The organism is Fischerella major NIES-592, assembly GCF_001904645.1.
Classification (GTDB): domain Bacteria; phylum Cyanobacteriota; class Cyanobacteriia; order Cyanobacteriales; family Nostocaceae; genus Fischerella; species Fischerella thermalis.
Window position 1 is genome coordinate 449,324 of record NZ_MRCA01000002.1, and the last position, 24,670, is coordinate 473,993.

Below are 24,670 nucleotides of genomic sequence, written 5' to 3' on the forward strand. Positions count from 1 at the left end.
CACTCCACTCTACGGGAAGCCGCGCAAAGCGCGTCTACACGCTCTCCCTACTCTTCACACTCCACACTTCTGTAATGTCCAATGCTTCATACCCAATAACTTTTGCTATGATAACAACATTTCCCTTTTCCATAAAACCTAAATCTGAAGATAGCTTTGTCATTACCTTTGCACCGTTACTAGTTGAGGAAATCTATCGATTAGCTAATGATCCAGCAAACGGGGCTGTAGTGGTGATGAGCGGTACAGTTCGCAATCAAACTGATGGTAAACCAGTTGTTTCCTTGGAATACCAAGCTTATGAACCAATGGCTCTACAAGTGTTCTATCAAATTGCTACCGATATTCGTCAAAAATGGACTGATGTCAATCGTGTAGTCATTCACCATCGCATTGGACATTTGCAAATTGGCGAAATCAGTGTTTTAGTGGCGGTGGGTTGTCCTCACCGTTCGGAAGCATTTGCAGCTTGTCGTTATGCAATCGACACTCTCAAACATAACGCCCCCATTTGGAAAAAAGAACATTGGCAAGATGGTTCTAGCAGTTGGGTAAGTATTGGTGCTTGTGAACAGTCTTGATGTTTCCTAGCTGGGGGGTTGCAGGTATGAGGGGGCTGCCACTGCAACCATCAATGGTATTGCAATCAGTATAATCTCCGTTATTGATTACTCCTACCCAGGAGTAATTGCAGCGATCGCGTATACGGAACTCACTGCGATCGCCCTCAAAATAATGTCGCGATCCACAGAATCGCGACATTAGTAAAAGAAACCTTAGGGAAAAAACGAGTAGATGATTGAGGAAATCATTTACTTCTAATATTGTCTTGCTTTTATGTAAAGCACTAATCTATCGATTGTTTTGAAAATAAGTGTCAAAGTGATAATATATCAGCTTATCTAGAGGAAATATCTAAAAACAAATATCTGATTGATGTGGAAAACAAATTTACCTGAGTGCATTAATAAAAATACCGCCATGATCACAAAACTACGACGGTAAGCACAATGCCTTTGTTAATGCGATCGCTCTGATCTAGTTGTTCAATTGCTTTATAACCCTCAATTGTCAAAATAGCAGTTCCCCCTGCAAAACAACCTCCACGCGCAGCAGCAACATCAGTGACACAAAAAGAAAATAATAAAATAATCAAATTAACCTCTTCCCCGACTTCTACAAGAAGTCTAATCAATGGCAAATGACAATACTGCTAAACTAAAAAAGACCCAAAGAACCAGTAAATATGCTAAAGCGTTCTAAGTTCGAGACAACCCAAACCCAAATTATGCATCGTGCAGAAGATTTGATTAGTGCAGCTTCAAATCGCTACCGTATTACGGTTCAGGTGGCAAATCGTGCTAAGCGTCGGCGTTATGAAGACTTCGAGAGTAATGATGATGTGATGATGAAGCCAGTACTCAGAGCAATTATTGAAATGTCAGACGAACTGACTCAACCAGAAATCATCGGAGAAGTATAGATAAATTAATTTTAATAAGGTGTGGTGTACTATGCTCAAGCTTTGGCGGGCATTATTTACTCCCCACTTTTTGAGGGGGGTCGGATGTATGTTAATTTTAGGTGGGTTTTGGTCTAGCTCAGAACACCAGCAATTTTTCCATACTAATTTACTCTCCACCTCACCTGCCTATGCTCAAAGAGTACCCTTGACTGATGTTTGGCAGCAGGTGTATAAACAATTGCCTGATTTACCAAAAGAAAATCAATTCATTAGCAAACAAACAGGGAAAGTCGCCGAAAGCAACACCCTAGTTAGTCGCATGATTAGTTATCACGTCTATGTTAAAGGGCGTACACCAAATTATCGGCTAGATTGGAAATTGACTTTGGCTGATTACCTGGATGCAAATGAAGTAATGTATGAATCATCGTATCCAGGTAACGATACTTTACGAAAAAATCCCTTTGCAAGCGATCGCGCTGCCATTCGCCGCCTGACTCGCCAGCAACGCAATGCCCTCGTGCAAGCATTAGTCAATGCTTTTAGCCAAAATTAGTTAGTGGTTGTTTTTTGTTTGTTTGTAGTTTGGAACAACCAACAATCAACAACCAACAACCAACATAAGTTATGCAACGTCTCATCAAAAGTGGAGCTGGTTGGCGTATCGGTTGGAACCCATCTGCACCAGAATTTAAGGGTTTGGTGGGTACAGATGATTGGGCAATAGAATTAACAGAAGCGGAATTAAATGATTTTTGTCGGCTACTGTTGCAGTTAGCAGACACAATGCAGCAGCTGACGTCAGAATTAATGGATGAAGAAAAAATTGCCTGCGAAGCCGAAAGCGATTTGTTATGGATGGAAGTAGAAGGTTATCCCCACGCCTATAGTCTGCGTTTTATCCTCAACACAAGCCGTTGTGCAGAAGGTAAGTGGAATGCTGCGGCGGTTCCGGGTTTATTGCAAGCTGCGGGAATGCTGAAAGTTTTTTGAGTAGGATAGTTGATTATTCCAGAGCTGATTGCTATAATTAGGAGGTTGACTAAAACAATTCCAACTTGTGAATTGTTGTGTCCGGGGCGTAGCGCAGCTTGGTAGCGCGCCACTTTGGGGTAGTGGAGGTCGTGGGTTCAAATCCCGCCGCTCCGATTGATAAAAAGCTTACTCTAAGCAAGTTTCAATCATTCTCTTGAATTTAGCAGACAAGTAAAGAAGTGCCATTTTCAGCCTTTAATTGGTATGAGAGTGGTATGACTAAAAAAGCTCAGGATGCCTATCAGAAGGGAGTTGTGGCTGTTGAAGACCATCAAGACAGACTAAGGTTAAGATGGACTCATGCTGGTAACAGGTACTGTTTAGCTCTGGGTTTACCAAACTCTAAAGTCAACCTGAAAGCAGCTAAACGCAACCCTGTGTTGGAAAACGCTGACTATAGTATTCCCATACCTACAGAACATCAAACTATTCCTCAGCGCGATCGCACGGATGCTTACTATATAAAAGTAATAGAAGGATGGAATCCGATTGTTAAGCTTGAATTAAATGCGCCATACCGAGGTCGTATTGGCGGATGCTAAGTGCGATCGCTCAATATGAAGAAATGTAGTAGGCGTAAGCATACCTTATACAGTTATCAGTTTTCAGTTTTTTCTACTGATCAAAGTACTCCAGCAATTGATGGTTACTGATGATCAGCATTGTTGGGGCTTATGTGTCCCGAAATACACGCCTAATCACTGATAACTATTCACTGTTTACTGATGCTAAACCGCCTACTACAACATCATTATTACTCTTGTTGAGACTTCATCACCTCGGCTGTCTTCTCCCTATCTAACTTGAGAATTAACACACCCAAAGGTGGTAAACACAAATCCAGCGAATAAGACCGATTGTGCATCGACCAATTATCCGTCCACTTACCACCTAAATTGCCCATATTGCTGCCACCGTATTTACGCGCGTCGCTGTTAAACAACTCGGTGTAAAATCCGGGTTCCGGTACACCGATGCGGTAGTGAGAATGGGGTTGGGGGGTGAAGTTACAAACAACAATCACAAAATCTGCAGAGTCTTTGTCTCTGCGGATGAAGGACACAACGCTGTGGCGGTTATCGCTACAATCAATCCACTCAAACCCTTCGCGGGCAAAATCTAGGGTATACAAAGACGGTTCACTGCGGTAGAGATGGTTTAAATCCTTAAAAAAGTCTTTGAGTTGTTGGTGTGGCTCATGTTGCAATAAATGCCATTCTAAGTCAGCCCAAACATTCCACTCGCTCCACTGCCCAAACTCCATGCTCATAAACATGGTTTTCTTACCTGGGTGAGTAAACATATAGGTGAACAAACAACGCACGTTAGCAAACTTCTGCCATCTGTCACCGGGCATTTTACCAATGATGTTGCTCTTACCATGGACAACTTCATCGTGAGACAGTGCCAACATGAAGTTTTCACTGTGGTGATACCACATACTAAAAGTGACATTGTTCTGGTGGAACTGACGGAACCAGGGGTCCATGCTGAAATAATCAAGCATGTCGTGCATCCAGCCCATGTTCCACTTTAAGTTGAAGCCCAAGCCGCCAGTGTATGTCGGCCAAGAAACCATTGGCCAAGCTGTAGATTCTTCAGCAATAGAGACAATTCCCGGAAAATAGCTAAAGATAAGGTGATTTACCTGACGCAGAAAATCTGCCGCTTCTAGGTTTTCTCTACCTCCATATTGGTTAGGTAGCCATTCGCCTTCTTTACGGCAATAATCGAGGTAAAGCATCGAAGCAACCGCATCAACGCGAATACCATCAATGTGGAATTTATCAAACCAAAACAAAGCATTGGCAGCTAAGAAATTGCGGACTTCGTTGCGTGAGTAGTTAAACACCAAAGTTCCCCATTCTTTATGTTCGCCTTTGCGGGGATCAGCGTGTTCATAAAGGTGAGTACCATCGAAGAAAGCTAAACCGTGACCGTCTTTGGGGAAGTGACCAGGAACCCAATCTACGATTACGCCAATACCGTTTTTGTGGCACTGGTCAACAAAATACATAAAATCTTCTGGGCTACCATAACGGGAAGTAGGGGCGTAATAGCCTGTGACTTGATAACCCCAAGAACCATCAAAGGGATGTTCAGCGATAGGCAATAATTCCACATGGGTATAGCCCAAATCTTTGACGTAGGGGATTAACCTGTCTGCTAGCTCTCGATAAGTCAGAAAACGCGCACCAGGATTAAGTTCAGAAACAGGAACGACAGGCTCGGTTTCCCCATTAGGCAGTCTAGGTGGTTCTGCGCTAGAGGCGTGTAACCAAGAACCTAAATGTACTTCGTAAACTGAGATGGGTTGAGTTAGAGGATCAGTGTGACGCCGCTGCTCCATCCAATCTTCGTCGTTCCACTGATAGCTATTTAAGTCAGTGACAATCGATGCTGTTTTGGGACGAGGTTCTTGTTGGAAACCGTAGGGGTCAGATTTTTCGTAAATGTGACCTTCTAGATTTTTGATTTCGTATTTGTAATGTTCTCCTACCCCAAGTTCAGGAATAAACAATTCCCAAACCCCAGTTTGTCCTTTACGCATCTGATGTTTGCGTCCATCCCAGTGATTGAAATCGCCGATCACGGAAACGTTACGTGCATTGGGAGCCCAAACGGCAAAATAAACACCTTTAACGCCGTCTACTTCTGTGGGGTGTGCTCCCAGTTTTTCATAAATGCGGTGATGGTTTCCTTCAGCAAACAAGTGCAAATCAAAGTCAGTTAAGCGAGGAGAACGGAAGGCGTAAGGATCGTAGATGACTCTTTCGTGTTCTCCTTCTTTGATTTTGAGTTGGTAGTTGGCTAATTCTTTTGTTTCAATCGCGCACTCAAAAAAATGGGGGTCATGCACGCTTTGCATGGGATATTCTTTCCTTTCTTCTGGAAGAATTACCCACGCCTGACTGGCATTGGGTAGGTAGGCTCGCACAGCCCAGACAGTTTTGCCATTTGCTTCTACAAGGTGGGAACCCAATATTTCAAAAGGATCTTGATGTTGATTCCAAACGATGCGGTTTACTTGTTCGGGGGCAATCATGGTCATAGACATGGAGCTACCTATGTTAGTTGAATAAAGTGGTTAAGTAAATCTACTTTTTTAAGTTCTATATATTATTCTTTACATTTATTTGCAGTTTTGTCTTGATGGTCATCGTGAATTGGGGGGATTGGGGAGACAAGGGAAGGGGGAGAAGGAGAGAAACAAATGACTAATGACCATTGACCATTGACTAAATCAATGTATCCAGAAAAGGGAAAAGCTGGAGTAAAGCTTTACGCAGTCTCAGCAAAAAGATATTGTCTCTGATGTTAGAACTTAGTTTTGGTGGTGGGGCTTGTTGTAGTTGGGCTTGCAGTTGTGCATAGTCGCCGGCGGATAGGGGTTTGCCATCAATTGGCGATCGCGCTGCTAAGATAATTTCTGTCCGTAATATTTCTTCTGGTATGTCTTCTGCTGGTGGTAATGCTGCTACTATTGCTCCCTGATAGTTTGTTATGCTTACAACAATGCTACTAATAGCTGTCAAACAAATATATTTTATATATTTCATCTTTATTAATTTTTGATTTTTAATTTCGGTTATTTATTGCTAAAAAGTTTATACCACAGTTGCTGCCGCACAACTTGTATATATTGAGCAATTAACCAAAAAATAACCGATGCACTCTAGTTGCATCGGTGAGAAAAATATTTAGTAAACTTAAACTGGACATTTCCTTCATGCCAATGCAGATGCTTGGGGTTTAGCAAAGATCATCCTACCGGCTGAGGTTTGTAGGGCGCTGGTGACAACTACCCGCAATTCACCACCTACATAATTGCTACCTTCTTCAACTACAACCATTGTGCCATCGTCTAAGTAGCCGATGCCTTGACTGGGTTCTTTGCCTTCTTTGAGAATCTTGAGGTCAATGTTATCGCCCGGTAAGTAGGTGGGACGTACAGCATTAACTAAATCGTTAACGTTTAAAACAGGCACTTTTTGCACACTGGCGACCTTCGATAAGTTATAGTCGTTGGTTAAAAGTGTGCCATTGATTTCTTGGGCAAAGCGGACTAACTTCGCATCTACGGTTGCGATATCCTCGTAGTCTATTGAGTTAATCAAAATGCGATCGGGGTATACTGTTTTAATCCGGTTGAGAATTTCTAGTCCCCGTCTTCCCCTTACACGTTTTTGGTCTTTGCTTGCATCCGCTACTTGTTGCAGTTCTTGCAAAACAAATTGTGGTACGAGTAATTGTCCTTCCAAAAAGCCAGTTTCTAGAAGTGTTTCAATACGACCATCAATAATGCAGCTGGTGTCTAGTACTTTGGTGCTAGCTGGTTTGAGTGTTCCTTCTACCACCATTGTTTCTACAGTATTGGGATTAATCAAACGCAATAAACCACGTCCGTGGGTATCTGCGAGATTCATGCCAGTATATGCCAGTACGATGCTGCCAACAACTGCTACCAATGGCTTAATAAAGCTAAAATCGGTGGGAATCGGTAGCAGGAATAGAGGTGCTAGCATTAAGTTAGCGATCAGTAACCCAATTACTAGACCGATCGCACGGGTTAAGATGATTTCAAAGGGCATCTCCCGGACTTGACTTTCTAGGCGGCGATATGAGGTCTGAAATCTCAGTCCAACTGCACCGCCAATAATAGCAGCAAAAGCAGCAAAAACTAAGCGGAGAGCTTCTTGGTTTGTTACCCGTTCGAGTGCCCCATTTGGTAGAAACTCGATACTATAGTAGCCTACGCCTGCTGCTGCCAGGATGAATGAGAAAATGATAATTGCATCTAGCATAATTGTGTTGTTTTCCTGCAACAGTGTTAGTCGATAAGTAAAGTAATTTTTATCTCATCGCTAAGAGCGATTTAGAATATTTACGCTCATACTAGATGTTGAGACTGACAACATCTGCACTCATTATAACTAATGATTTTTATGCTCTATTATTGCCATCTTTTGACTGAAAAACGATAAAAAATTGTTAATAAATAGCTAGAAATAATTAAGATAAAATGCTAACTACAAAAACACTGTCAGGGAGCAGATTTGCTCTTTTGCCTTATATGTTCCGTCTTATGTGTTTTACTTAACTTATTAATTTTCATGTTTTGTAATTCTCATAATCATATTTTAATTTTCACTTAAAATGGCACAAAAAGATATATTTTCAGATCTTCCAACTTCTACCTATATACATATTCCCTTTTGCAGACGCCGATGCTTTTACTGTGATTTTCCTATTTCTGTCGTGGGCGATCGCTTGCGTGGAGAAACATCAGGCACAATCTCTCAATACGTAGACTTTCTTTGTCAAGAAATTGCCCTTGCTCCTGTTTTTGGTCAATCTTTGCAGACGATTTTCTTTGGTGGCGGTACTCCCTCGCTTTTATCTGTGCAACAATTGCGACATATATTAAAAGCACTAGAGCAAAAATTTGGTATTTCTCCTGGGGTGGAAATTTCTATGGAAATAGACCCAGGTACGTTTGATTTAGAACATATTCAAGGTTATCGTAGCGCAGGCGTCAATCGTGTGAGTTTGGGCGTGCAAGCCTTTGATGCAGATTTATTGCAAGCTTGTGGGCGATCGCATTCTGTTAACGATATTTACAAAGCAGTAGAATTAATTTCGCAAGTCGGGTTTTCTGACTTTAGCATAGACCTCATCTCAGGATTACCGCATCAAACTCTAGATAGGTGGCAGGTATCATTAGAAAAAGCAATTGCGATCGCACCAACCCATATATCTATATATGACCTGACTATAGAACCTGGAACTGCCTTTGGTCGTTATTACAAAGGGGGTACTCATCCCCTACCTACAGATGAAACTACAGTCAAAATGTACCAAATGGCGCAGCAAATCCTCACTAGTGCAGGCTATGAACACTATGAAATTTCCAACTATGCCCAAGTAGGACACCAGTGTCGGCATAATCGAGTTTACTGGCAAAATCGCCCTTACTATGGTTTTGGTATGGGTGCAGCCAGTTACATAGAAGGGAAAAGATTTACCCGTCCCCGTAAAACCAAAGAATATTATCAGTGGGTAGAAGCTGGCTGTGTAATCGATTGTGAAGTGACATCCGCCGATGAAATTTTGTTAGAAACCTTAATGCTAGGGTTGCGGTTAGCAGAAGGTGTCAATTTGGCAGTGCTAAAAGAACTGTTTGGAGAAAAGAAGGTAGAAGAGATTGAGAAATGTTTACAGCCGTACTTGCACCAAGGCTGGGTAAAACTCGAGGGAGAAAATTTGCGTTTGAGTGATCCCGATGGTTTTTTGTTTTCTAACGTGATTTTGGCAAAGTTGTTTGCTGAGTTAGGGGAATAGGGAGGTGGGGAGTATGAGGGGTGTGGGGAGTGTGAGGGGTGTGGGGAGTGTGAGGGGTGTGGGGAGTGTNGGGGAGACATAGAGGACAAGGAAGAACTCTTGTAGTGTTTTCTCCCGATCTCTGATCCCCAATGATGACTACTTTTGCATCACAGTTGCGATCGCTTCTTCGAGTTGTTGTTGCGGTAAGGTGGTTAAAATAAATACTTCTTGTACAGTTTTACCGTGACGTGCAATTAATTTAAACCCGCCCCGAATGGGTACAGACACCCGCAATTGCAACTTTGGGCTGTGACCTTTTACTCGTCCAAGTTGTCCTGGTGTGACGGTTTGAATGCCATCTAGTTTGCACAGACGTTCGAGGATGGGAATAAGTCCAGGGATATGGGTTGAGTGATTCCAAACTAATCTGCCATCTTTAACAGGTGTTGCTTTGCGGGTGTCTGGGGTGGGTTTTGTCATAAATTTTACGCTGCTTCCAGAGGAGCCATTGTGAGACCAGCTCGACGTAATTGCTGATGGTAAAGTTCAGCTGGTTCTTGCGGTCCAGTCCAAACAATGGCTTGACCTTCGTAGTGTACTTGGTTTGTGAGTTCCCAAGCGCGATCGCTAGTCATTCCCGGAATATACTTCACCAAGCACTCAGCAACATGCTGAAAAGTATTGAAATCATCGTTTAAAACAATGACTTTGTAATTTGGATAGGTCTTGCGAGTAACTTGAGTTGACCGTTCAGGAGCTATAGTTGGTGTCGCTGCCATCGCGTAAACAGCTGCTGAAAGTTTGGTAATCATAAAAGAATTAACCAACAGGTCTTTACAAAACTACACTACAATTAACAGTTTAGTCTATGGTAGTTGATTGTTGATTGTTGTTTGTTGTTTGGGACAACCACCAATCAATTACCAACACCCAACAAAATTATTTCCAATCTTCCCAATTTTGATTGAAAATCGAGGTATCAGGGAAAGCGGTGGGGTTGCCGTTTTTCTTGAGCAGATTTTGCAAGGCAATCAGTTGCGGTTCTATTTTTGGTAATTCATCTACTAGTTGGTAGGGGGCGATGTTGTTTTTCAAAGCAAAAGCTGCTGTAGTCCCTGCTGCTGCACCAGCAGACCATTCAAAGGAGTGGACGCGGTAAGCTGCTGCTGCAATGTGACTGGTAGCAATACTTTTACCTCCGACTAGCAAATTATCAATTTTTTGTGGAATCATTGCCCGCAGAGCTATCTGGAAGGGATAAGCTTGGCCTGCACCGCGTCTTTCACCTTCGCGTTCTGTGTTTCCTGGTGCTTCGGGTGGGCTTTTTGTCATGCAAGGATGAAAGTCGATCGCATAATGTCCAATACCGACACCATCAGGAAAAACCGTAGAACGAGTGCGTCGAGCAACAGTTTCTGGAGGTTTTTGACCTGAAAGGACTGATAAAGCTTCTAAACCCGCCAATGTTGCTTGTAAACGACGATATTCAGCAGGTGAAAGCACTTGCCGATAATAGGGGTCATCGTACTTACGGCGAGAAATATCAACTTCCCAAATACTAAAGCCTTGAGGCGCACCCCAGCTGGGACGGCCAATGATCCGCCTGCCTTCACGCATATATGGGTATTTTGACAAGCCGTGGGCTGTTCCCATCGGAGAATCTAACCCGGAAAGAAAGCGATTGTTTGGTTGTGGCTGCTTAACCCCATTCCCTAATTGAGAATCTGTAGTTCCTGCTGTCAACCAATAATAATAACCAAGCGCATTTTCCTCACCTTTACGCAAAGTTTCTACCCGTAGTCCACCCAGCCAACCACCAGGGTTAAGCTGTCCGGTAGCTTGGAGTTGCTCACGAGTATAAATCAAGTTATCTTTGGCGGTTCCCGGACGGTAGTCATTTCCCCAAGTCCAGTTTTGCATGGAAATGTCACCTGGTACGGGAGCCGTAAAAGTTACACCGCCAAATTTCATTTGTTCGCCTCTGCGGGGACTCCAGATGCGACGGTAGGTAAACACTAAAGGAAAGCTTGCCAGTCGTTGCAATTCATAACTGTAGTAGGGCGAGTACTGCATGTAAAATGGGGGCATGGTTTGCTTTTGCGGTTCCTTAGTTGCCTCCATTGCAAAGGTGTAAGTAAAGCCTTGAGTGCAATAGGGATCGTTGGTAGCGCTGGAGGATGAAGGTTCCAAATAAGAACGTGCATCAATACCCAGACGATAGGGAACATCAGCAAGACCGACAATTTCTCCAGTTTCGCTAGCATCTACAACATACCAGTTAGGAACATTGCCTTTTTGTGCTTGTTTGGGAGCCAGGCGAATAATAGTTTTGGTAAAGCGGGAAGAATTTTGATAGGTATAGGCGTCTTGGATGGTTTGGGATAGGGTAAAAGTATTGAGTGGGGGAGCATTGGGTGCTGGTTTATGTTGGATGGCGATCGCATTATTAATGATTTTGCCATCAGAACTGATATTCAAGTCTTTGATGACTGTATTTGGGAACCATTGCAACTTCCCTTTACCCTTTCTTTCGGCATCTTTGAGCATGGAACTCAAGATTTCATGCCCATCCTTGGGCAGAAAGCAGGAATCACTTACCCAGCAGTCACCAGGATTGAGTTTGCCGTACTTGCGTTCAATCCGCTGTCGCAGTTCTAAGTAACCGCGAGAGTAGTATAACTTTGCTCGTTGGGTTGGTCGTTCATCCAACGCCGAAGTTCCTTGAGCAGAAATCTGTCCTCCCAGCCAGTCGGTAATTTCGGTGAGACAAACCGTTCTCCCAGCAAGTAAAGCTTCGTAAGCAGTTGCTACACCAGACAGTCCACCACCAACAACCAGAATGTCACAGTTTACCGTTTTGTCTGGTGTTCTGGGTGGTGCTGCGATCGCAGTGTCAGGTGCAACAAAACTCGAAATGAGAGTGAGACTAATTAAAGAGGTGTAGTGACGAGATGCTAGACGTTTACGCTTCATGTTAAATAAAATTCCGCTCAACTCCTCGATCACGGCTTCCTAGCCTGGAACTAAAGTTCAAGCTGAAAGTAGAAACCCGTTTTAACAGGTTGAATATAGAAGCCGGAAATTTATTTTACGGCTACTTTTGCAAGTAAATTCAACCGCTACGGATGTCTAAATATGACAAGCCGCGATTTTACTTTCGTTACGTACTTTATCAGCTCTTGATGACAGATAGCCTACATTAGTGAAAAGTATTATCAGAAAAAATAATACTGAAAGTAGAGAAGACTACTTTAGTGTTTTTTACTAGACAATTTCTCTTTAGTTTATTTAGGATTGTGTTACAGAAACGGAAAAAATGTAATTTTTTGGGGTAGGTTAGCGTTGCTAAGAAAAGAATGGATTGGAATATTATAATAAAGCGATACTCTATAGGAGTGGCTACCGCATCGCGTAGTGTAAGAAAGAGTAAATCACACACATAACCATGAATGTACAACTTGTTAATTCCCTTGTAGAAGTGGTATTAAACCTCTCCCCCGAAGACCAGAAACTCTTTCAATCAAGACTCCATAGTAGACAGCTAGAGAAAGCAACTCACAAAAACTTAACACCAACAGAAAAAGCCGAGCAGTTTCGTCAATGGATGGCTCAATTCCCGAAAAGTAGTATAAGTTTGCCTGCTGAAGCAAGCCTGCGTGAGAATATTTATGATGATCGCGGTGTATGACCAGCTATTTACTAGATACGAATATTATTCTTAGATTTACTGATACCTATTCCTCTGAATACGAAATTATTAATAATGCTATTTTTCAAATCTTGCTACAAGGTGGTCAGTGTTTTATTACACCTCAAGTTTTAATTGAATTTTGGGTTGTAGCCACCCGTCCCGTTGCTGTAAATGGATTGGGATGGACACCAGAAGCAACCGAACGAGCAGTGCAAATGCTCATAAATCAGTTTGAGTGGCTGGAAGAAACACCAGATATATTTCGCATTTGGTTGAGCCTCGCTACAACTCATAAGATTTCAGGGAAACGCATCCACGATTTACGCATACAAGCAATAGTGCTTGCCCATAACATCGGCCATATTCTGACTTTAAATCCAAAAGACTTTATAGAAGTCGAAGGAATTACTATTGTTCATCCCAACAGCATAAATAGCTAGAGTTTTGGCAATTAAACCCATAACTCGCTGTGTTTTCCAGTAGAGCATCTGAAGCGATAATCATCCTAGTAGTCTGCGAACTTGAACTTCATGAGTTACTTCCGTCCCGCCATTGATGCCATGACTGGTTACGTTCCCGGAGAACAACCGAAACCGGGAACCAAAATTATTAAGCTGAATACCAATGAAAATCCTTACCCGCCATCACCAGACGCACTCAATATCCTGAGAAACTTAGACAGTGAGTGGTTACGGCGTTATCCTGATCCCTTTGCGCGCGAGTTTTGTGCTGCTGTCAGTGAAGCATTAGGTGTACCCGCAGATTGGATCATTGTCGGTAACGGTAGTGATGATGTGCTAAATGTGTTGGTGCGTGCTTGTGCGGAAGGAGGCGATCGCAAAGTTGTTTACCCAATGCCGACTTACGTTTTGTATCGTACCCTAGCAGCGATGCAACCAGCAGAAGTTGTCGAAGTTCCCTATCCCCAAGATTTTACGCTACCTATTGATGATCTGGTTGCTGCTAATGGGGCGATTACCTTTATTGCTTCTCCCAACAGTCCTTCTGGTCATTCTGTACCGTTGGATGATTTGCGTACTTTAGCACAGCGAATTGCAGGCATTGTCGCGATCGATGAAGCGTATGTTGATTTTGCTGAATCTTCTGCCTTGCCGTTGGTGCAGGAATTTGAGAATGTGATTGTGTTGCGTACTTTATCCAAAGGCTACTCTCTGGCAGGCTTACGCATGGGTTTTGCTGTAGCTCATCCCAAATTACTAGCAGGCTTGTTTAAAGTCAAAGATAGTTACAACATTGATGCGATCGCCACTTTAGTTGGTGCAGCTGCGATGCGGGATCAAGCTTATAAAAATGCTTGTGCTGAGAAAGTAAAAACATCACGAGCAAAACTGACTGTTGACTTAAAAAACCTAGGTTTCACTGTTCTTGATTCCCAAGCAAATTTTGTCCTGGCTACACCCCCTGAAGACAATGCAGAACAGCTTTATTTAGGATTGAAAGAACGAGGAATTCTAGTGCGTTACTTCAAACAACCGGGATTAGACAACAAACTGCGGATTTCAGTCGGTACAGATGAACAGAATCAAACATTAATTGAAGCTTTAGTCAGCTTGCTCAAATAAAATCGATTACAACCGTGAAAAACTCTGCGAACCTCCGCGCTAACTCTGCGCTCCTCTGTGTTTAAAATCACTACTCTACTCAATTCGTAGTAAGCACGCTTTGTGCTTACTACAAACTAATCACTATTCCTCAACTTGGCGGACTGCAAACTTATGTAGAGGTAGGCTCACAATACAAGAAAATGTTAAGAAATACGACAAAGCTGTTGTAATCCTCAAAGTCATATGTACAGCTTCCCAATGAGGTAACAGTAATTTTTCAATACCAAAAGCAACGCAGTAAACTAGCCAGTAACAAAAGGTCATTCTAAATAAAATTACCTCTGTTGCATCTGCATCATCTTTTTCTTTTTGCTGTTTGTTCTCCCATAGTAGAAGCAAACCAATAATACAGGCTAAGCAAGAAACAGCAACAAAAAAATCATGACAAAAAAAGTTTACTGAAGGCATTTTTCTTTATTCCAAATTTTTTTCTATTTTTTAGATCAGTCTAAAGGAATAGATATAACGAGATAGGCAAATAGTTACAAACTGAAATAGATTCTGATGAATATGTAAATAAATAATACGAATTTATAAATTTTGCTTGGTGTCTTTGTGGTTTCTATAATATTTTTAACCACCAAGACACAAAGACACAAAGAAATAGTCTAACTCAGCTAGCAGGATAATTTACCAAATCCTCCTCCCCCAGGAGTTTCAATGACAAAAATATCTCCTGGCTGCATTTGCACTGTCGCTGTGCTGTCTAAATTCTCTTGGGTTCCATCTTGACGTTGTATCCAGTTGCGTCCAACTTGTCCGGCTTCTCCACCATTTAACCCAAAGGGAGGAATAACTCGATGTCCAGAGAGAATATTAGCTGTCATCACTTCTAAAAACTTGATGCGACGGATAACGCCATTCCCACCTGAGTGTTTTCCTTTACCGCCGCTATCAGGACGCAAACTAAAGCTTTCTACTAAAACAGGATAGCGAGTTTCTAAAACTTCGGGATCGGTGAGGCGGGAGTTAGTCATGTGGGTGTGGACTGCATGAGTACCATCAAAGTAAGCCCCTGCACCAGAACCACCGCAGATAGTTTCATAATATTGATAGCGATCGTTACCAAAAGTAAAATTGTTCATGGTTCCCTGGGAAGCAGCCATGACGCCTAAAGCACCATATAAAGCATCGACAATAGTTTGCGATGTTTCTACATTTCCGGCTACCACTGCTGCTGGATAGGTTGGGTTCAGCATACAGCCTTCAGGGATAATAATTTCTAGAGGTTTAAGACAGCCGGCATTGAGGGGAATACTATCATCAACTAGAGTCCGAAAAACATATAAAACTGCTGCTTGGGTGACGGCTTTGGGAGCATTGAAGTTAGTATTTAATTGTCGAGATGTGCCTGTAAAATCGATGGTAGCACTGCGGTTTTCTCGGTTAATTGTGACTTTGACTTGAATACGTGCGCCGTCATCCATTTCATAGATAAATGAGCCATCTTTGAGAACATCAATCGCTCTTCTTACTGATTCTTCGGCGTTATCTTGGACAAATTTCATGTAAGCTTGGACTGTTTCGAGTCCATATTGAGAAACCATTTTTCGGAGTTCTTGTACTCCTCTTTCATTGGCTGCAATTTGTGCTTTAAAATCGGCAATATTTTGGTCAGGATTACGAGCCGGGTAGTGATGATTTAAGAGTGTTTCTCGTACTTGGTTTTCTCGAAAATTGCCTTGTTCAACTAAGAGGAAATTATCAAAGAGAATTCCTTCTTCTTCGACTGTGGTACTGTGGGGAGGCATGGAACCAGGGGTAATTCCGCCGATATCGGCTTGATGTCCGCGGGAAGCTACATAGAAAATAATTTGTTTTTCCTCTTCATCAAAAACGGGGGTAATTGCTGTGACATCGGGGAGATGGGTGCCGCCGTTATAGGGATTATTAGATAGATAAACATTTCCTGGTTTGATAGTTTCACCTTTATCGTTAATTAAACTACGAACACTTTCACTCATTGAGCCTAAATGTACGGGAATGTGTGGGGCATTAGCTACTAGTAGTCCGGAAGCATCAAAAATGGCGCAGGAGAAATCTAAGCGTTCTTTGATATTGACTGATGCTGCTGTGTTTTGCAGAACAATTCCCATTTGTTCGGCGATAAATTGATAGAGGTTTTTGAAGATTTCGAGGCGGACGGGGTCGGGTTGAGATGTTGTGTACATATTTTTATTTATAATTTATAAAATAACCGCACCAGATGCAGAGAAGGCAGAGGAAAGTGTGGATTTTTTGGTTTACTAAGTTAGATAAAAATTATTAACCTATAGTTTATTTACATATCAAAATTGAGGAGTCTATATATCAAAGAGAACCTTAGTATTAACGCTGTACTAAGTTCTATCCAACCATTGTTTTGGATCGCGTTTTGCATGGAAGCAAGCAAGAGCAAAAACTGTCTCTTGGTCAAAAATGTAGAGAATTATGTATGGGAATCGACGGATTAATGCTCTTCTTACCTGTTTGTGGATGACTTGGTAAGCAAGGGGGTTTCGTCCAATTCCTGACAGACAAGCATCGACTGCACGGACAAATTCAGAACCCAAGCCTGGATTTTGGGATTCGTACCACTCAAAAGCATCCTGAATATCGTATTCTGCTTCTGGCCGAATAATCAGGTTATATTTCATTGGGAGAAGCCTAACCGTTTTTTAACCTCTTCCCAATTAGAACCATTTGTGGGGTTTTTATTGTAACTTTCTAAGCGTCGGTCTAACTCTTGTTGTTGCGCTTCACTTAAAGTAAGCTCTTCTTGCTGTTCTAAGATGCTGTCCCATAAATCTTCAGCAAGTTGAATACGTTCCGCAACGCTGAGTTGAGAAATGTCAACTTTTAAGAGAGGATGGAAACTCATGAGTATAAAGTTAAGGTTAGTTTTTGACTATTTTACAACATTGTGGTTTCAGGCAAGGCAGTACACTTTGTTCTACCTAACTTACAACTCTAACTTTCTCCAGCGCGACGACAATCATCTAAAAGTGCGTTTAATTCTGCAACCATTTTCCAAGGATTTTTTCCTTTGAGGACGCCAGCAATTGCTGCTTCATAGGGGTTTTTTCCTGTTTTTCTGACTGCTGCGATCGCTTGTTGGTTTGAGAATCCTCGCTTGCTGACTAACCAAGAGGCTAAGACGTGTCCTGTGCGTCCCACTCCCCCGGAACAATGAACTACTACTTTTTCTTTTCGCTGATCTGCAACTGCTAGGAAGGCTAGGATTTGCTGGGTTAGGGTTTGGCGACTGCCGAGTTGTTCTGTGGCAAAATAATCAGCTTTTTCAAAAAATTGGAAGTCCATAAAAGGATGATGGAACGAAGTATTATTTAAACTAGACTGCTTTGGTACTATATATTTCAAAGCTAGCATTGAACACAACGATAAGCCCTAATCAAGACGTTGCAAAACTAAATGATTGCGTTCAGTTAAGCTTGCTTGCCATTCAGGCTCAACTATAATTGTGCTAATTTTTTCGACAATAATTGCTGGCCCATTAATATTATCTTCTGGTTGTAAATCTTCTCGCCGATAAACAGGTGTATTATGCCATTGGTCAGCAGTAAACATCTGTACTGTGTCGACAGAACTGGGAGGTTGATTAAGAGGACGGGTACGGGTAATTAAGGGTTCTTCTGGTGTGTCCATTTTCTGAATTATTTCGACTGAGGCGGATTCGACAATTAAGGTTTTTTCTATTTGAATGAAACCATAGCGCGATTTATGTTCGACTTCAAATTCTTGCCGCATCATTGCTACATCTAAGGCAAAATCAATTGTCAAAATCGAGTTGGTTCCTTCATATTTCAAGTTAACTTTTCGGACTATTTCTTGTTCGTTGCTTGCTTTAACCTCCCTCTGTTCCCCTTTAGTAAGGGGGCTATCTAGTTCACTTCTAGCTTGGGTTTCTAAAACTTGCATTAATTGTTGTAATTGTGGGATTAGTTCTTGGGTGAGAGGTCGTTCAACTCCGCTTTCTCTGATTGCCCTCACATCAGCTAATCCCATACCGTAAGCTGAAAGAACTCCTGCATAAGGGTGTAAAAATATCTTTTTCATTCCCAAAGTATCGGCGATTAAACAAGCAACTTGACCGCCTGCACCACCAAAACAACAAAGTACATATTGAGTGACATCATAGCCTCGTTGTAAGCTGATTTTTTTAATTGCGTTTGCCATATTCTCGACAGCGATCGCAATAAATCCGGCGGCTACTTGTTCGGGAGTACGGGTGTTACCTGTAGCATTTTGGATATCTTGAGCTAGCTGAGTAAATTTCTCAACAACTATATTTTTATCTAAGGGTAAGTTGCCGTCTGCGCCAAAGACATGGGGAAAATATTGGGGGTGAATTTTGCCTAGCATGACATTAGCATCGGTGACGGCTAATGGCCCACCACGACGGTAACAAGCAGGGCCAGGATTTGATCCCGCTGATTCTGGCCCGACACGATAACTAGAACCATCAAAAAACAAAATTGAACCGCCGCCAGCAGCAATAGTATTAATTGCTAATACGGGAACTCGCATCCGTGCGCCAGCAATTTCTGATTCTAGCTGACGTTCATATTCTCCTTTAAAGTGGGCAACATCCGTACTTGTTCCGCCCATGTCAAAGGTTATAACTAAATCAAAACCTGCTCTTTTACTGGTTTGGACTGCGCCGACAATACCCCCAGCCGGACCACTTAAGATACTATCTTTACCTTGAAATTGTTGTGCATCGGTTAAGCCGCCATCGGATTTCATGAACATTAATCTTACGCCTGGTAACTGACTAGCTACTTGGTTGACATAGCGACGCAGAATTGGAGTTAAGTATGCATCTACAACTGTTGTGTCTCCTCGACTGACCAGCTTCATCAAAGGACTAACTTGGTGGGAGATGGATATCTGCGTAAAACCAATTTCTTGGGCAAGTTGGGCGACTTGTTGTTCATGACGAGGATAGCGATCGCCATGCATAAACACAATGGCACAACTACGAATACCTGTGTTGTAAGCTGTTTGTAAGTCTTTTTTGACCTGTGCAATGTTGACTGGGGTTAATTCGTTGCCGTTAGCATCATAGCGTTCGTCTACCTCAATTACTTGTTCATAAAGCATTGTGGGTAAGATGATATGTCTGGCGAAGATGTGAGGGCGGTTTTGGTAGCCAATTCGCAATGCGTCTTTAAACCCTTTGGTAATGAGAAGAACTACGCGATCGCCATGTCTTTCTAACAGGGCATTTGTGGCAACTGTTGTTCCCATTTTTACCACTTCGATGGCTTCTTGGGGTATGGGTTGATTGCGAGAAAGACCGATGATATCTCGAATACCTTGAATGACTGCGTCTTGATATTGTTCGGGATTTTCTGAGAGTAATTTGTAAACTATAATCCATTGCTGATTGGGCAGGGGAACAATTAAAAACCGTTCTTGATGTTGCGAGAGTTTGTTGATGATTCCTTGATTATCAGTAACGGCAACAATATCTGTAAATGTACCACCGCGATCGGCAAAAACTTTTAACATATTAGTGATTTGTCATTGGTCTAAAAATAGGGTAACAACTAGATGCAGAGTGTTTCTACTACAGTACACTTTAGGAACTGACTTTCGATAAGTGATATTACGTATTTAATAGTGCAATAAATGGCGTTGCTGACTTTGGTCATGAATTATGTGTGCATACATTTTTGTAGTTCGATGCCAAATCATTGTAGAGACGTAGCAATGCTACGTCTTTCAGAGCCGTTTATGCAGGAAAATTTAAAGGCGTGGTTTATGTTTTACGCTCGCTTGATGATTTGAGAGACCTCTGCCAAATTCAAAATTTGGCAAATTTACCTAAATTTTCCTGACGCCACTGAGCGTCTAGTTTGCGATTTGTTCGCAACTCTAACACTCGTATGCCACTGGTAGGTAGAGGATTTAATTTTGTTTGTAATTGTTCCCAGGAAGTTATCAATTCATGTTCCACACTGTAGCTAGCACACAATTGGGAAAAGTCTATATTTTGGGGTGTGGCAAAAAATTCTTCAAATGGTGGTTCAAACTTAGCAATAGGTAACATTTCAAAGATGCCACCACCATTATTGTTAACTAACACAATTGTTAGATGTCCAACAAATTTATTTCTAATTAAAAAGCCATTTGTATCGTGTAATAGTGCTAAATCTCCAGTTAACATGACGCTGCTTTGATGGCGATGAGCAATTCCCAAAGCGGTAGATAATGTCCCATCTATACCGTTTGCACCGCGGTTAAAAAAGGGTCGTATACCAGATTGATTGAGTTGCCAGAAATATTCTACATCTCGTACAGGCATACTATTGGCAATAAATAAAGGTGTTTGTGGCGGTAGACTCTGGGAAAGTAACCAAGCAATTTTACTTTCTAATAAATCGTCTATTTGCTTAAAGGTATGATCAACATTTGTTCTAACTTGTACTTCGACTTGATGCCATAGTTGCAAGTAAGAGGATGGGGTGGTGGAGTGGTGGGGTGATAAGGAGAATTTACCCTCTTGTTTGCTGACTAATTCTTCTACATTCACCCGTAGATGAACTGTCCTACTGTGGAGAGGATCAAGATTTTGATCGCTAGAGTCAATTACCCAACGTCTAGCAGCAGTGGATTTTAGCCAGTTACGCAGTACTGGACTGGTGGGCATTTCACCAATTTGAATTACTATATCTGGTGTGAGCTGTTTTGCTAGTTGCTGATTCCGCAATATCAGGTCATAAGTAGAGATAATGTGAGGGTTGATACTAGCATAATTTCTGACAGGGGATAATCCTTCAGCTAAGACTGGAAATTGTAAAGTTTGGGCAAGTTGGGCGATCGCTTGACAATATTCCTGTGGCTGTTGTGGTTGGGCAACTCCAGCTATAATGATTCCTCGCTCAGAGTTTTGCCAATCGTTAAGGGGAACAGATGGGGTGATTGGGAGATGGTGTGATGGGGAGAATTTTGTAACGTGAGCAAAAAATTCTTCTGGGTTAAATTGTGACTGTAGAAACGCCAAATTTTGTGTCTCTACATTCGCCTCAGGAATCGGTGCAAGGGGGTCGCGAAAGGGTATATTTAGGTGTATGGGGCCAGGGACAGGGTAGAGCGATCGCTCCCAAGCATAAACCATTGTTTGCCGTAAATAAGCTAGCATTCCCATTTCTGCTACGGGTACAGCTAACTCTGTTTGCCAGTTGGGGTAACTGCCATATAATTTCAACTGGTCTATAGTTTGTCCAGAATGACAATCCCGTAATTCTGGTGGTCGATCGGCGGTTAAAACTAGCAGTGGTACACGAGTTTGTTTCGCTTCAATTACTGCTGGGTAAAAATTCGCTCCCGCTGTCCCAGAAGTACAAACGATAGCCGGGGGTAATCCTGTGGCTTTTGCTCTTCCTAAGGCAAAAAAAGCTGCGGAACGTTCATCGAGAATGGAAATAACATCTATTTCTGGTGCTTGTTGAGCAAAAGCAACCGCTAATGGTGTGGAACGAGAACCAGGACAAATGATAGCAGTTGTTAAGCCCAAGTGCTGCAACGTTTGTGTCAATACGGAAGCCCAGAGTTCATTTGTGTTTCTGAAACCAACTTGCATGGAATTTTTTGAGATAGGGGATAGGTGATGGGGTGTAGATGCGCTTTGCGCGGCTTCCCGTAGGGTAGGGAAGATGGGGTGATGGGGAGAAAAACTAATAACCAATGACAACCAACAATCAACCATCAACCAACAATATATGACTTGCTTTACAATCCTAAAGGCAAAATTCGCTCTTTTATTTTCATATGGACTGCATTGATGTCACGGGAATTCGGGCTTATGGCTACACTGGCTATCTAGCAGAGGAACAGGTGCTAGGACAATGGTTTGAGGTGGATGTGAAGTTATGGTTGGATCTCAAATCAGCAGGCAAAACTGATGCGATCGCAGATACTGTAGACTACCGTCAAGTTATTAATTTGGTGCAACATCTGATCAAAACATCAAAGTTTGCTTTGATTGAAAGACTGGTAGCTGTAATTGCAGATTCTATTTTGCAAGAGTGCGATCGTCTCACGCAAGTTCAAGTTACCCTCAGTAAACCTGCTGCACCAATCCCAGACTTTGCTGGCAAAATCAGCATTTGTGTGACTAGAAGCAGGTAAGTGGGGAGGTGGGGAACTCGGGGCCCCGGGCCCCCTTTGGGGATTAGGGGCAGTGGGGAGGTGTGAGGAGTATGAGGGGTGTGAGAAGTGGTAAACAACTAACAACTAACAACTAACAACTAACAACTAACTATTAACTATTAACTATTAACATACATATCATAAGGCAATAGTTATACCAAAATACTTATGAACGTAGATCCCTAATATATCTAATAAGTTAGAATAAATTGGGCCACTGTATATTTTAAATTTGATAAATAGAAGAAATGTGCTATGTGCTGCCAATATTTATCAAGCTTATCTAAAAAATAAAATTTTTTGTTAAACAACATTATATTAACTTGATATGAGACACCTCAGTTACTTTTAGCTGGTTAATTAAGAGTTAAAAAATAGACTATTTTCTCAAAAACAGCAAGAGGTAGTGATTAATTTAGTTAAGTAAGACACAGTATGATAGGGGATTTATTATGATAGGATTACGGTCTTCCAAACTTAGCTGACATCGACAACAAAATTCGCTCCTGTAGAACTGGTAACTTTAGCATGGCGGCTCCAAAAATCCTAGTTATCGAGGATGAAGAAATCCTTGCTGTGGATATTACAAATACTTTACACAAGTTAGGATATGAGGTTCATAAAATAATTAATTTTGGAGAAAATTCAATACAAAATATAGTAGAAATCAGTCCTGACTTAGTGTTAATTTGTATCTGTTCAATAGGAGAATTAGATTGTGTGGAAGTAATAGATACGATTAAATTTAATTTGAAAATACCAGTACTCTGTTTAACAGAAGATCCAGAACATAAAACATTTAGTAATAATCACTTAGGAGAGCCTTTTAGCTACATTATTAAACCCTTCACGGAAAAAGAATTGTATAATGCAGTCGAAATGGCTCTTTATAAAGAGAAAGTTCAAAACCAACTACAACAGGAAAATCAAAAACTACTGACGGTTATTAATAGTATGGGCTGCGCAGTAGTGATGGCAGATATAAATGCTAGCATCCAAATGATGAATCCAATAGCGGAAATACTGACTGGTTGTCAGCAAAAAGAAGCTTTGGGGAAATTTTGGAGAGATGTTTTAAATTTAGTTGATCAAGACACTGGAGAAGAGATTGTTGATATAGTAAAGCAAGCAATGGAAACTGGTATAGTTTTGCAACTACCAGAAAACTGTCTTCTCATAACCAGGGATGGAAAAAAAATACCGATTGGAGATACTGTTGCACCAATTCGTGATCATATGGGTAGAATTGCAGGTGCTGTGATAGTTTTTCAAGACATTACTCAACGCAAGCAAAAAGAAGCACAACTAATTCGCAACGCCTTCTATGATGGACTAACAGCACTACCTAACCGAGTGTTATTTCTGGATAGGCTAAAACAAGCATCAGAACGTTGTAAAAGACGCTTTAATTATCATTTTGCTGTTTTATTTTTAGATTTAGATAGTTTTAAAATAATTAACGATCGCTTTGGGCATCGCATGGGTGATGATTTATTAGTGGCGATCGCTCGACGCTTGGAGTCGTGTTTGCGTGGTGGTGATACTGTCGCTAGATTTGGTGGCGATGAATTTGCAGTGTTGTTAGAGGATATTAAAGATGTTAGTGATGCTATTAATATTGCCAAACGTATTCAAGAAACTTTAAGTTTACCTCTGCACCTCAATGGATATGAAATCTCCACAACAGCTAGTATTGGGATAGCTTTAAGTTGTAGTGGTTACGAAGAACCGACAAATCTATTGCGGGATGCGGATACAGCAATGTATCGTGCCAAAGTAAAAGGAAAGGCTAACTATATTATTTTTGATAAAAGTTTTATAGATTAAATTTAAATTACGTTTAATGTGGATTGAAGCGGTAACAACAGTATTTTGTTATCGAACACGGATGCACACAGATTAACACCAATGATTTATCTGTGTGCATCTGTGTTCGTAATTTATTGACTTTTGTTGTGGCTGCAAGTCATCTCGATAGTCCAATATTTTTTGGGAAAGCGAACACCGATACACACCGATGAACACCGATGATTTATCTGTGTGTATCTGTGTGCATCTGTGTTCGTAATTTATTGACTTTTGTTGTGGCTGTAAGTTATCTCGATAGTCCAATATTTTTTGGGAAAGCGAACACCGATACACACCGATGAACACCGATGATTTACCTGTGTGTATCTGTGTGCATCTGTGTTCGTAATTTATTGACTTTTGTTGTGGCTGTAAGTCATCTCGATAGTCCAATATTTTTTGGGAAAGCGAACACCGATACACACCGATGAACACCGATGATTTATCTGTGTTCGTATTCATTGATTTTTGTCATGGCTGCAATTCTAATTGATAACAAAAATAAATAATAAATTAGATTACGTA

25 protein-coding genes and 1 tRNA gene are annotated in these 24,670 nt (G+C 41.5%); 12 read left to right on the forward strand and 14 right to left on the reverse strand.

Annotation, left to right across the window (positions count from 1 at the left end):
* The first annotated feature begins 107 nt into the window (after window positions 1–107).
* Window positions 108–581 carry a molybdenum cofactor biosynthesis protein MoaE gene (locus NIES592_RS05875; RefSeq protein ID WP_026086564.1) on the forward strand — a complete coding sequence of 158 codons (474 nt, stop codon included), beginning with the start codon at window positions 108–110 and terminating at the stop codon, window positions 579–581.
* A 404-nt stretch (window positions 582–985) separates the two neighbouring features.
* On the opposite strand, the gene NIES592_RS05880 is transcribed toward NIES592_RS05875, so the two are convergent.
* Window positions 986–1,201, reverse strand: coding sequence for a hypothetical protein (locus NIES592_RS05880; RefSeq protein WP_073555184.1), 216 nt, complete (start codon window positions 1,199–1,201; stop codon window positions 986–988).
* 45 nt (window positions 1,202–1,246) lie between these two features.
* On the opposite strand from NIES592_RS05880, the gene NIES592_RS05885 reads away from it, so the two are divergent.
* The 5 genes from NIES592_RS05885 to NIES592_RS05905 all read left to right on the forward strand — a co-directional run bounded on the left by NIES592_RS05885 (window position 1,247) and on the right by NIES592_RS05905 (window position 3,042).
* On the forward strand, window positions 1,247–1,483 hold the full coding sequence (locus tag NIES592_RS05885) for a DNA-directed RNA polymerase subunit omega (RefSeq protein WP_009456735.1): 237 nt from the start codon (window positions 1,247–1,249) through the stop codon (window positions 1,481–1,483).
* Between the two features lie 88 nt (window positions 1,484–1,571).
* Window positions 1,572–2,021: a hypothetical protein gene (locus NIES592_RS05890; RefSeq protein ID WP_143168342.1), complete on the forward strand. Its 450-nt coding sequence runs from the start codon at window positions 1,572–1,574 to the stop codon at window positions 2,019–2,021.
* A gap of 71 nt (window positions 2,022–2,092) precedes the next feature.
* Window positions 2,093–2,458 (forward strand): DUF1818 family protein, encoded by a 366-nt coding sequence (locus NIES592_RS05895; protein WP_062243524.1) that lies wholly within the window; start codon window positions 2,093–2,095, stop codon window positions 2,456–2,458.
* An 82-nt stretch (window positions 2,459–2,540) separates the two neighbouring features.
* Window positions 2,541–2,614, forward strand: a tRNA-Pro gene (locus NIES592_RS05900).
* A gap of 101 nt (window positions 2,615–2,715) precedes the next feature.
* On the forward strand, window positions 2,716–3,042 hold the full coding sequence (locus tag NIES592_RS05905) for a hypothetical protein (protein ID WP_231936341.1): 327 nt from the start codon (window positions 2,716–2,718) through the stop codon (window positions 3,040–3,042).
* Between the two features lie 212 nt (window positions 3,043–3,254).
* On the opposite strand, the gene glgB is transcribed toward NIES592_RS05905, so the two are convergent.
* The 3 genes from glgB to NIES592_RS05920 form a co-directional block, all read right to left on the reverse strand.
* Entirely contained in the window at window positions 3,255–5,552 is a 2,298-nt protein-coding gene (gene glgB / locus NIES592_RS05910; protein WP_062243528.1) for a 1,4-alpha-glucan branching enzyme, read from the reverse strand.
* Window positions 5,553–5,739: 187 nt separating this feature from the next.
* A complete protein-coding gene (locus tag NIES592_RS05915; RefSeq protein ID WP_073555186.1) occupies window positions 5,740–6,060 on the reverse strand; it encodes a hypothetical protein in 321 nt (106 codons plus the stop codon).
* A 168-nt stretch (window positions 6,061–6,228) separates the two neighbouring features.
* Window positions 6,229–7,305, reverse strand: coding sequence for a PIN/TRAM domain-containing protein (locus NIES592_RS05920; RefSeq protein ID WP_073555187.1), 1,077 nt, complete (start codon window positions 7,303–7,305; stop codon window positions 6,229–6,231).
* 352 nt (window positions 7,306–7,657) lie between these two features.
* Here NIES592_RS05920 and hemW point away from each other — a divergent pair, with 352 nt between their 5' ends.
* The gene (gene hemW / locus NIES592_RS05925; protein ID WP_073555188.1) at window positions 7,658–8,842 is read left to right on the forward strand and encodes a radical SAM family heme chaperone HemW; all 1,185 of its coding nucleotides are present in this window, start codon (window positions 7,658–7,660) and stop codon (window positions 8,840–8,842) included.
* Window positions 8,843–8,980: 138 nt separating this feature from the next.
* Here hemW and NIES592_RS05935 read toward each other — a convergent pair whose 3' ends face one another.
* From NIES592_RS05935 to NIES592_RS05945, 3 genes are all read right to left on the reverse strand, one after another.
* The gene (locus NIES592_RS05935) at window positions 8,981–9,304 is read right to left on the reverse strand and encodes a DUF2103 domain-containing protein (RefSeq protein WP_073555189.1); all 324 of its coding nucleotides are present in this window, start codon (window positions 9,302–9,304) and stop codon (window positions 8,981–8,983) included.
* A gap of 5 nt (window positions 9,305–9,309) precedes the next feature.
* The gene (gene clpS, locus NIES592_RS05940) at window positions 9,310–9,636 is read right to left on the reverse strand and encodes an ATP-dependent Clp protease adapter ClpS (RefSeq protein WP_073555190.1); all 327 of its coding nucleotides are present in this window, start codon (window positions 9,634–9,636) and stop codon (window positions 9,310–9,312) included.
* A 127-nt stretch (window positions 9,637–9,763) separates the two neighbouring features.
* A complete protein-coding gene (locus NIES592_RS05945) occupies window positions 9,764–11,797 on the reverse strand; it encodes an FAD-dependent oxidoreductase (protein ID WP_073555191.1) in 2,034 nt (677 codons plus the stop codon).
* Window positions 11,798–12,269: 472 nt separating this feature from the next.
* Here NIES592_RS05945 and NIES592_RS05950 point away from each other — a divergent pair, with 472 nt between their 5' ends.
* The 3 genes from NIES592_RS05950 to hisC all read left to right on the forward strand — a co-directional run bounded on the left by NIES592_RS05950 (window position 12,270) and on the right by hisC (window position 14,098).
* Window positions 12,270–12,512 (forward strand): hypothetical protein, encoded by a 243-nt coding sequence (locus NIES592_RS05950; protein ID WP_062243556.1) that lies wholly within the window; start codon window positions 12,270–12,272, stop codon window positions 12,510–12,512.
* Window positions 12,509–12,955 (forward strand): type II toxin-antitoxin system VapC family toxin, encoded by a 447-nt coding sequence (locus NIES592_RS05955; protein ID WP_062243560.1) that lies wholly within the window; start codon window positions 12,509–12,511, stop codon window positions 12,953–12,955. The genes NIES592_RS05950 and NIES592_RS05955 overlap by 4 nt, the downstream gene beginning before the upstream one ends.
* 90 nt (window positions 12,956–13,045) lie before the next feature.
* Window positions 13,046–14,098: a histidinol-phosphate transaminase gene (gene hisC, locus NIES592_RS05960; RefSeq protein ID WP_062243562.1), complete on the forward strand. Its 1,053-nt coding sequence runs from the start codon at window positions 13,046–13,048 to the stop codon at window positions 14,096–14,098.
* A 123-nt stretch (window positions 14,099–14,221) separates the two neighbouring features.
* On the opposite strand, the gene NIES592_RS05965 is transcribed toward hisC, so the two are convergent.
* The 7 genes from NIES592_RS05965 to menD all read right to left on the reverse strand — a co-directional run bounded on the left by NIES592_RS05965 (window position 14,222) and on the right by menD (window position 21,728).
* A complete protein-coding gene (locus tag NIES592_RS05965) occupies window positions 14,222–14,548 on the reverse strand; it encodes a hypothetical protein (RefSeq protein WP_062243565.1) in 327 nt (108 codons plus the stop codon).
* A gap of 209 nt (window positions 14,549–14,757) precedes the next feature.
* Window positions 14,758–16,311, reverse strand: a complete 1,554-nt coding sequence (locus NIES592_RS05970) for a hydantoinase B/oxoprolinase family protein (RefSeq protein WP_073555192.1) — start codon at window positions 16,309–16,311, stop codon at window positions 14,758–14,760.
* Between the two features lie 168 nt (window positions 16,312–16,479).
* The gene (locus NIES592_RS05975) at window positions 16,480–16,776 is read right to left on the reverse strand and encodes a type II toxin-antitoxin system RelE/ParE family toxin (RefSeq protein ID WP_062243571.1); all 297 of its coding nucleotides are present in this window, start codon (window positions 16,774–16,776) and stop codon (window positions 16,480–16,482) included.
* The gene (locus NIES592_RS05980; protein WP_062243575.1) at window positions 16,773–17,000 is read right to left on the reverse strand and encodes an addiction module protein; all 228 of its coding nucleotides are present in this window, start codon (window positions 16,998–17,000) and stop codon (window positions 16,773–16,775) included. Before NIES592_RS05980 ends, NIES592_RS05975 begins: the two co-directional genes overlap by 4 nt.
* A gap of 89 nt (window positions 17,001–17,089) precedes the next feature.
* The gene (locus NIES592_RS05985) at window positions 17,090–17,440 is read right to left on the reverse strand and encodes a protein-tyrosine phosphatase family protein (RefSeq protein ID WP_256678066.1); all 351 of its coding nucleotides are present in this window, start codon (window positions 17,438–17,440) and stop codon (window positions 17,090–17,092) included.
* 87 nt (window positions 17,441–17,527) lie between these two features.
* Complete coding sequence (locus NIES592_RS05990) at window positions 17,528–19,654, reverse strand: hydantoinase/oxoprolinase family protein (RefSeq protein WP_062243577.1); 2,127 nt, start codon at window positions 19,652–19,654, stop codon at window positions 17,528–17,530.
* Between the two features lie 295 nt (window positions 19,655–19,949).
* Window positions 19,950–21,728, reverse strand: a complete 1,779-nt coding sequence (gene menD / locus NIES592_RS05995; protein ID WP_073555324.1) for a 2-succinyl-5-enolpyruvyl-6-hydroxy-3-cyclohexene-1-carboxylic-acid synthase — start codon at window positions 21,726–21,728, stop codon at window positions 19,950–19,952.
* Window positions 21,729–21,916: 188 nt separating this feature from the next.
* On the opposite strand from menD, the gene folB reads away from it, so the two are divergent.
* Together folB and NIES592_RS06005 are read left to right on the forward strand one after the other, a co-directional pair.
* The gene (gene folB, locus NIES592_RS06000) at window positions 21,917–22,276 is read left to right on the forward strand and encodes a dihydroneopterin aldolase (protein ID WP_062243579.1); all 360 of its coding nucleotides are present in this window, start codon (window positions 21,917–21,919) and stop codon (window positions 22,274–22,276) included.
* Window positions 22,277–22,825: 549 nt separating this feature from the next.
* Complete coding sequence (locus NIES592_RS06005; protein WP_073555193.1) at window positions 22,826–24,124, forward strand: diguanylate cyclase domain-containing protein; 1,299 nt, start codon at window positions 22,826–22,828, stop codon at window positions 24,122–24,124.
* Window positions 24,125–24,670 lie beyond the last annotated feature (546 nt).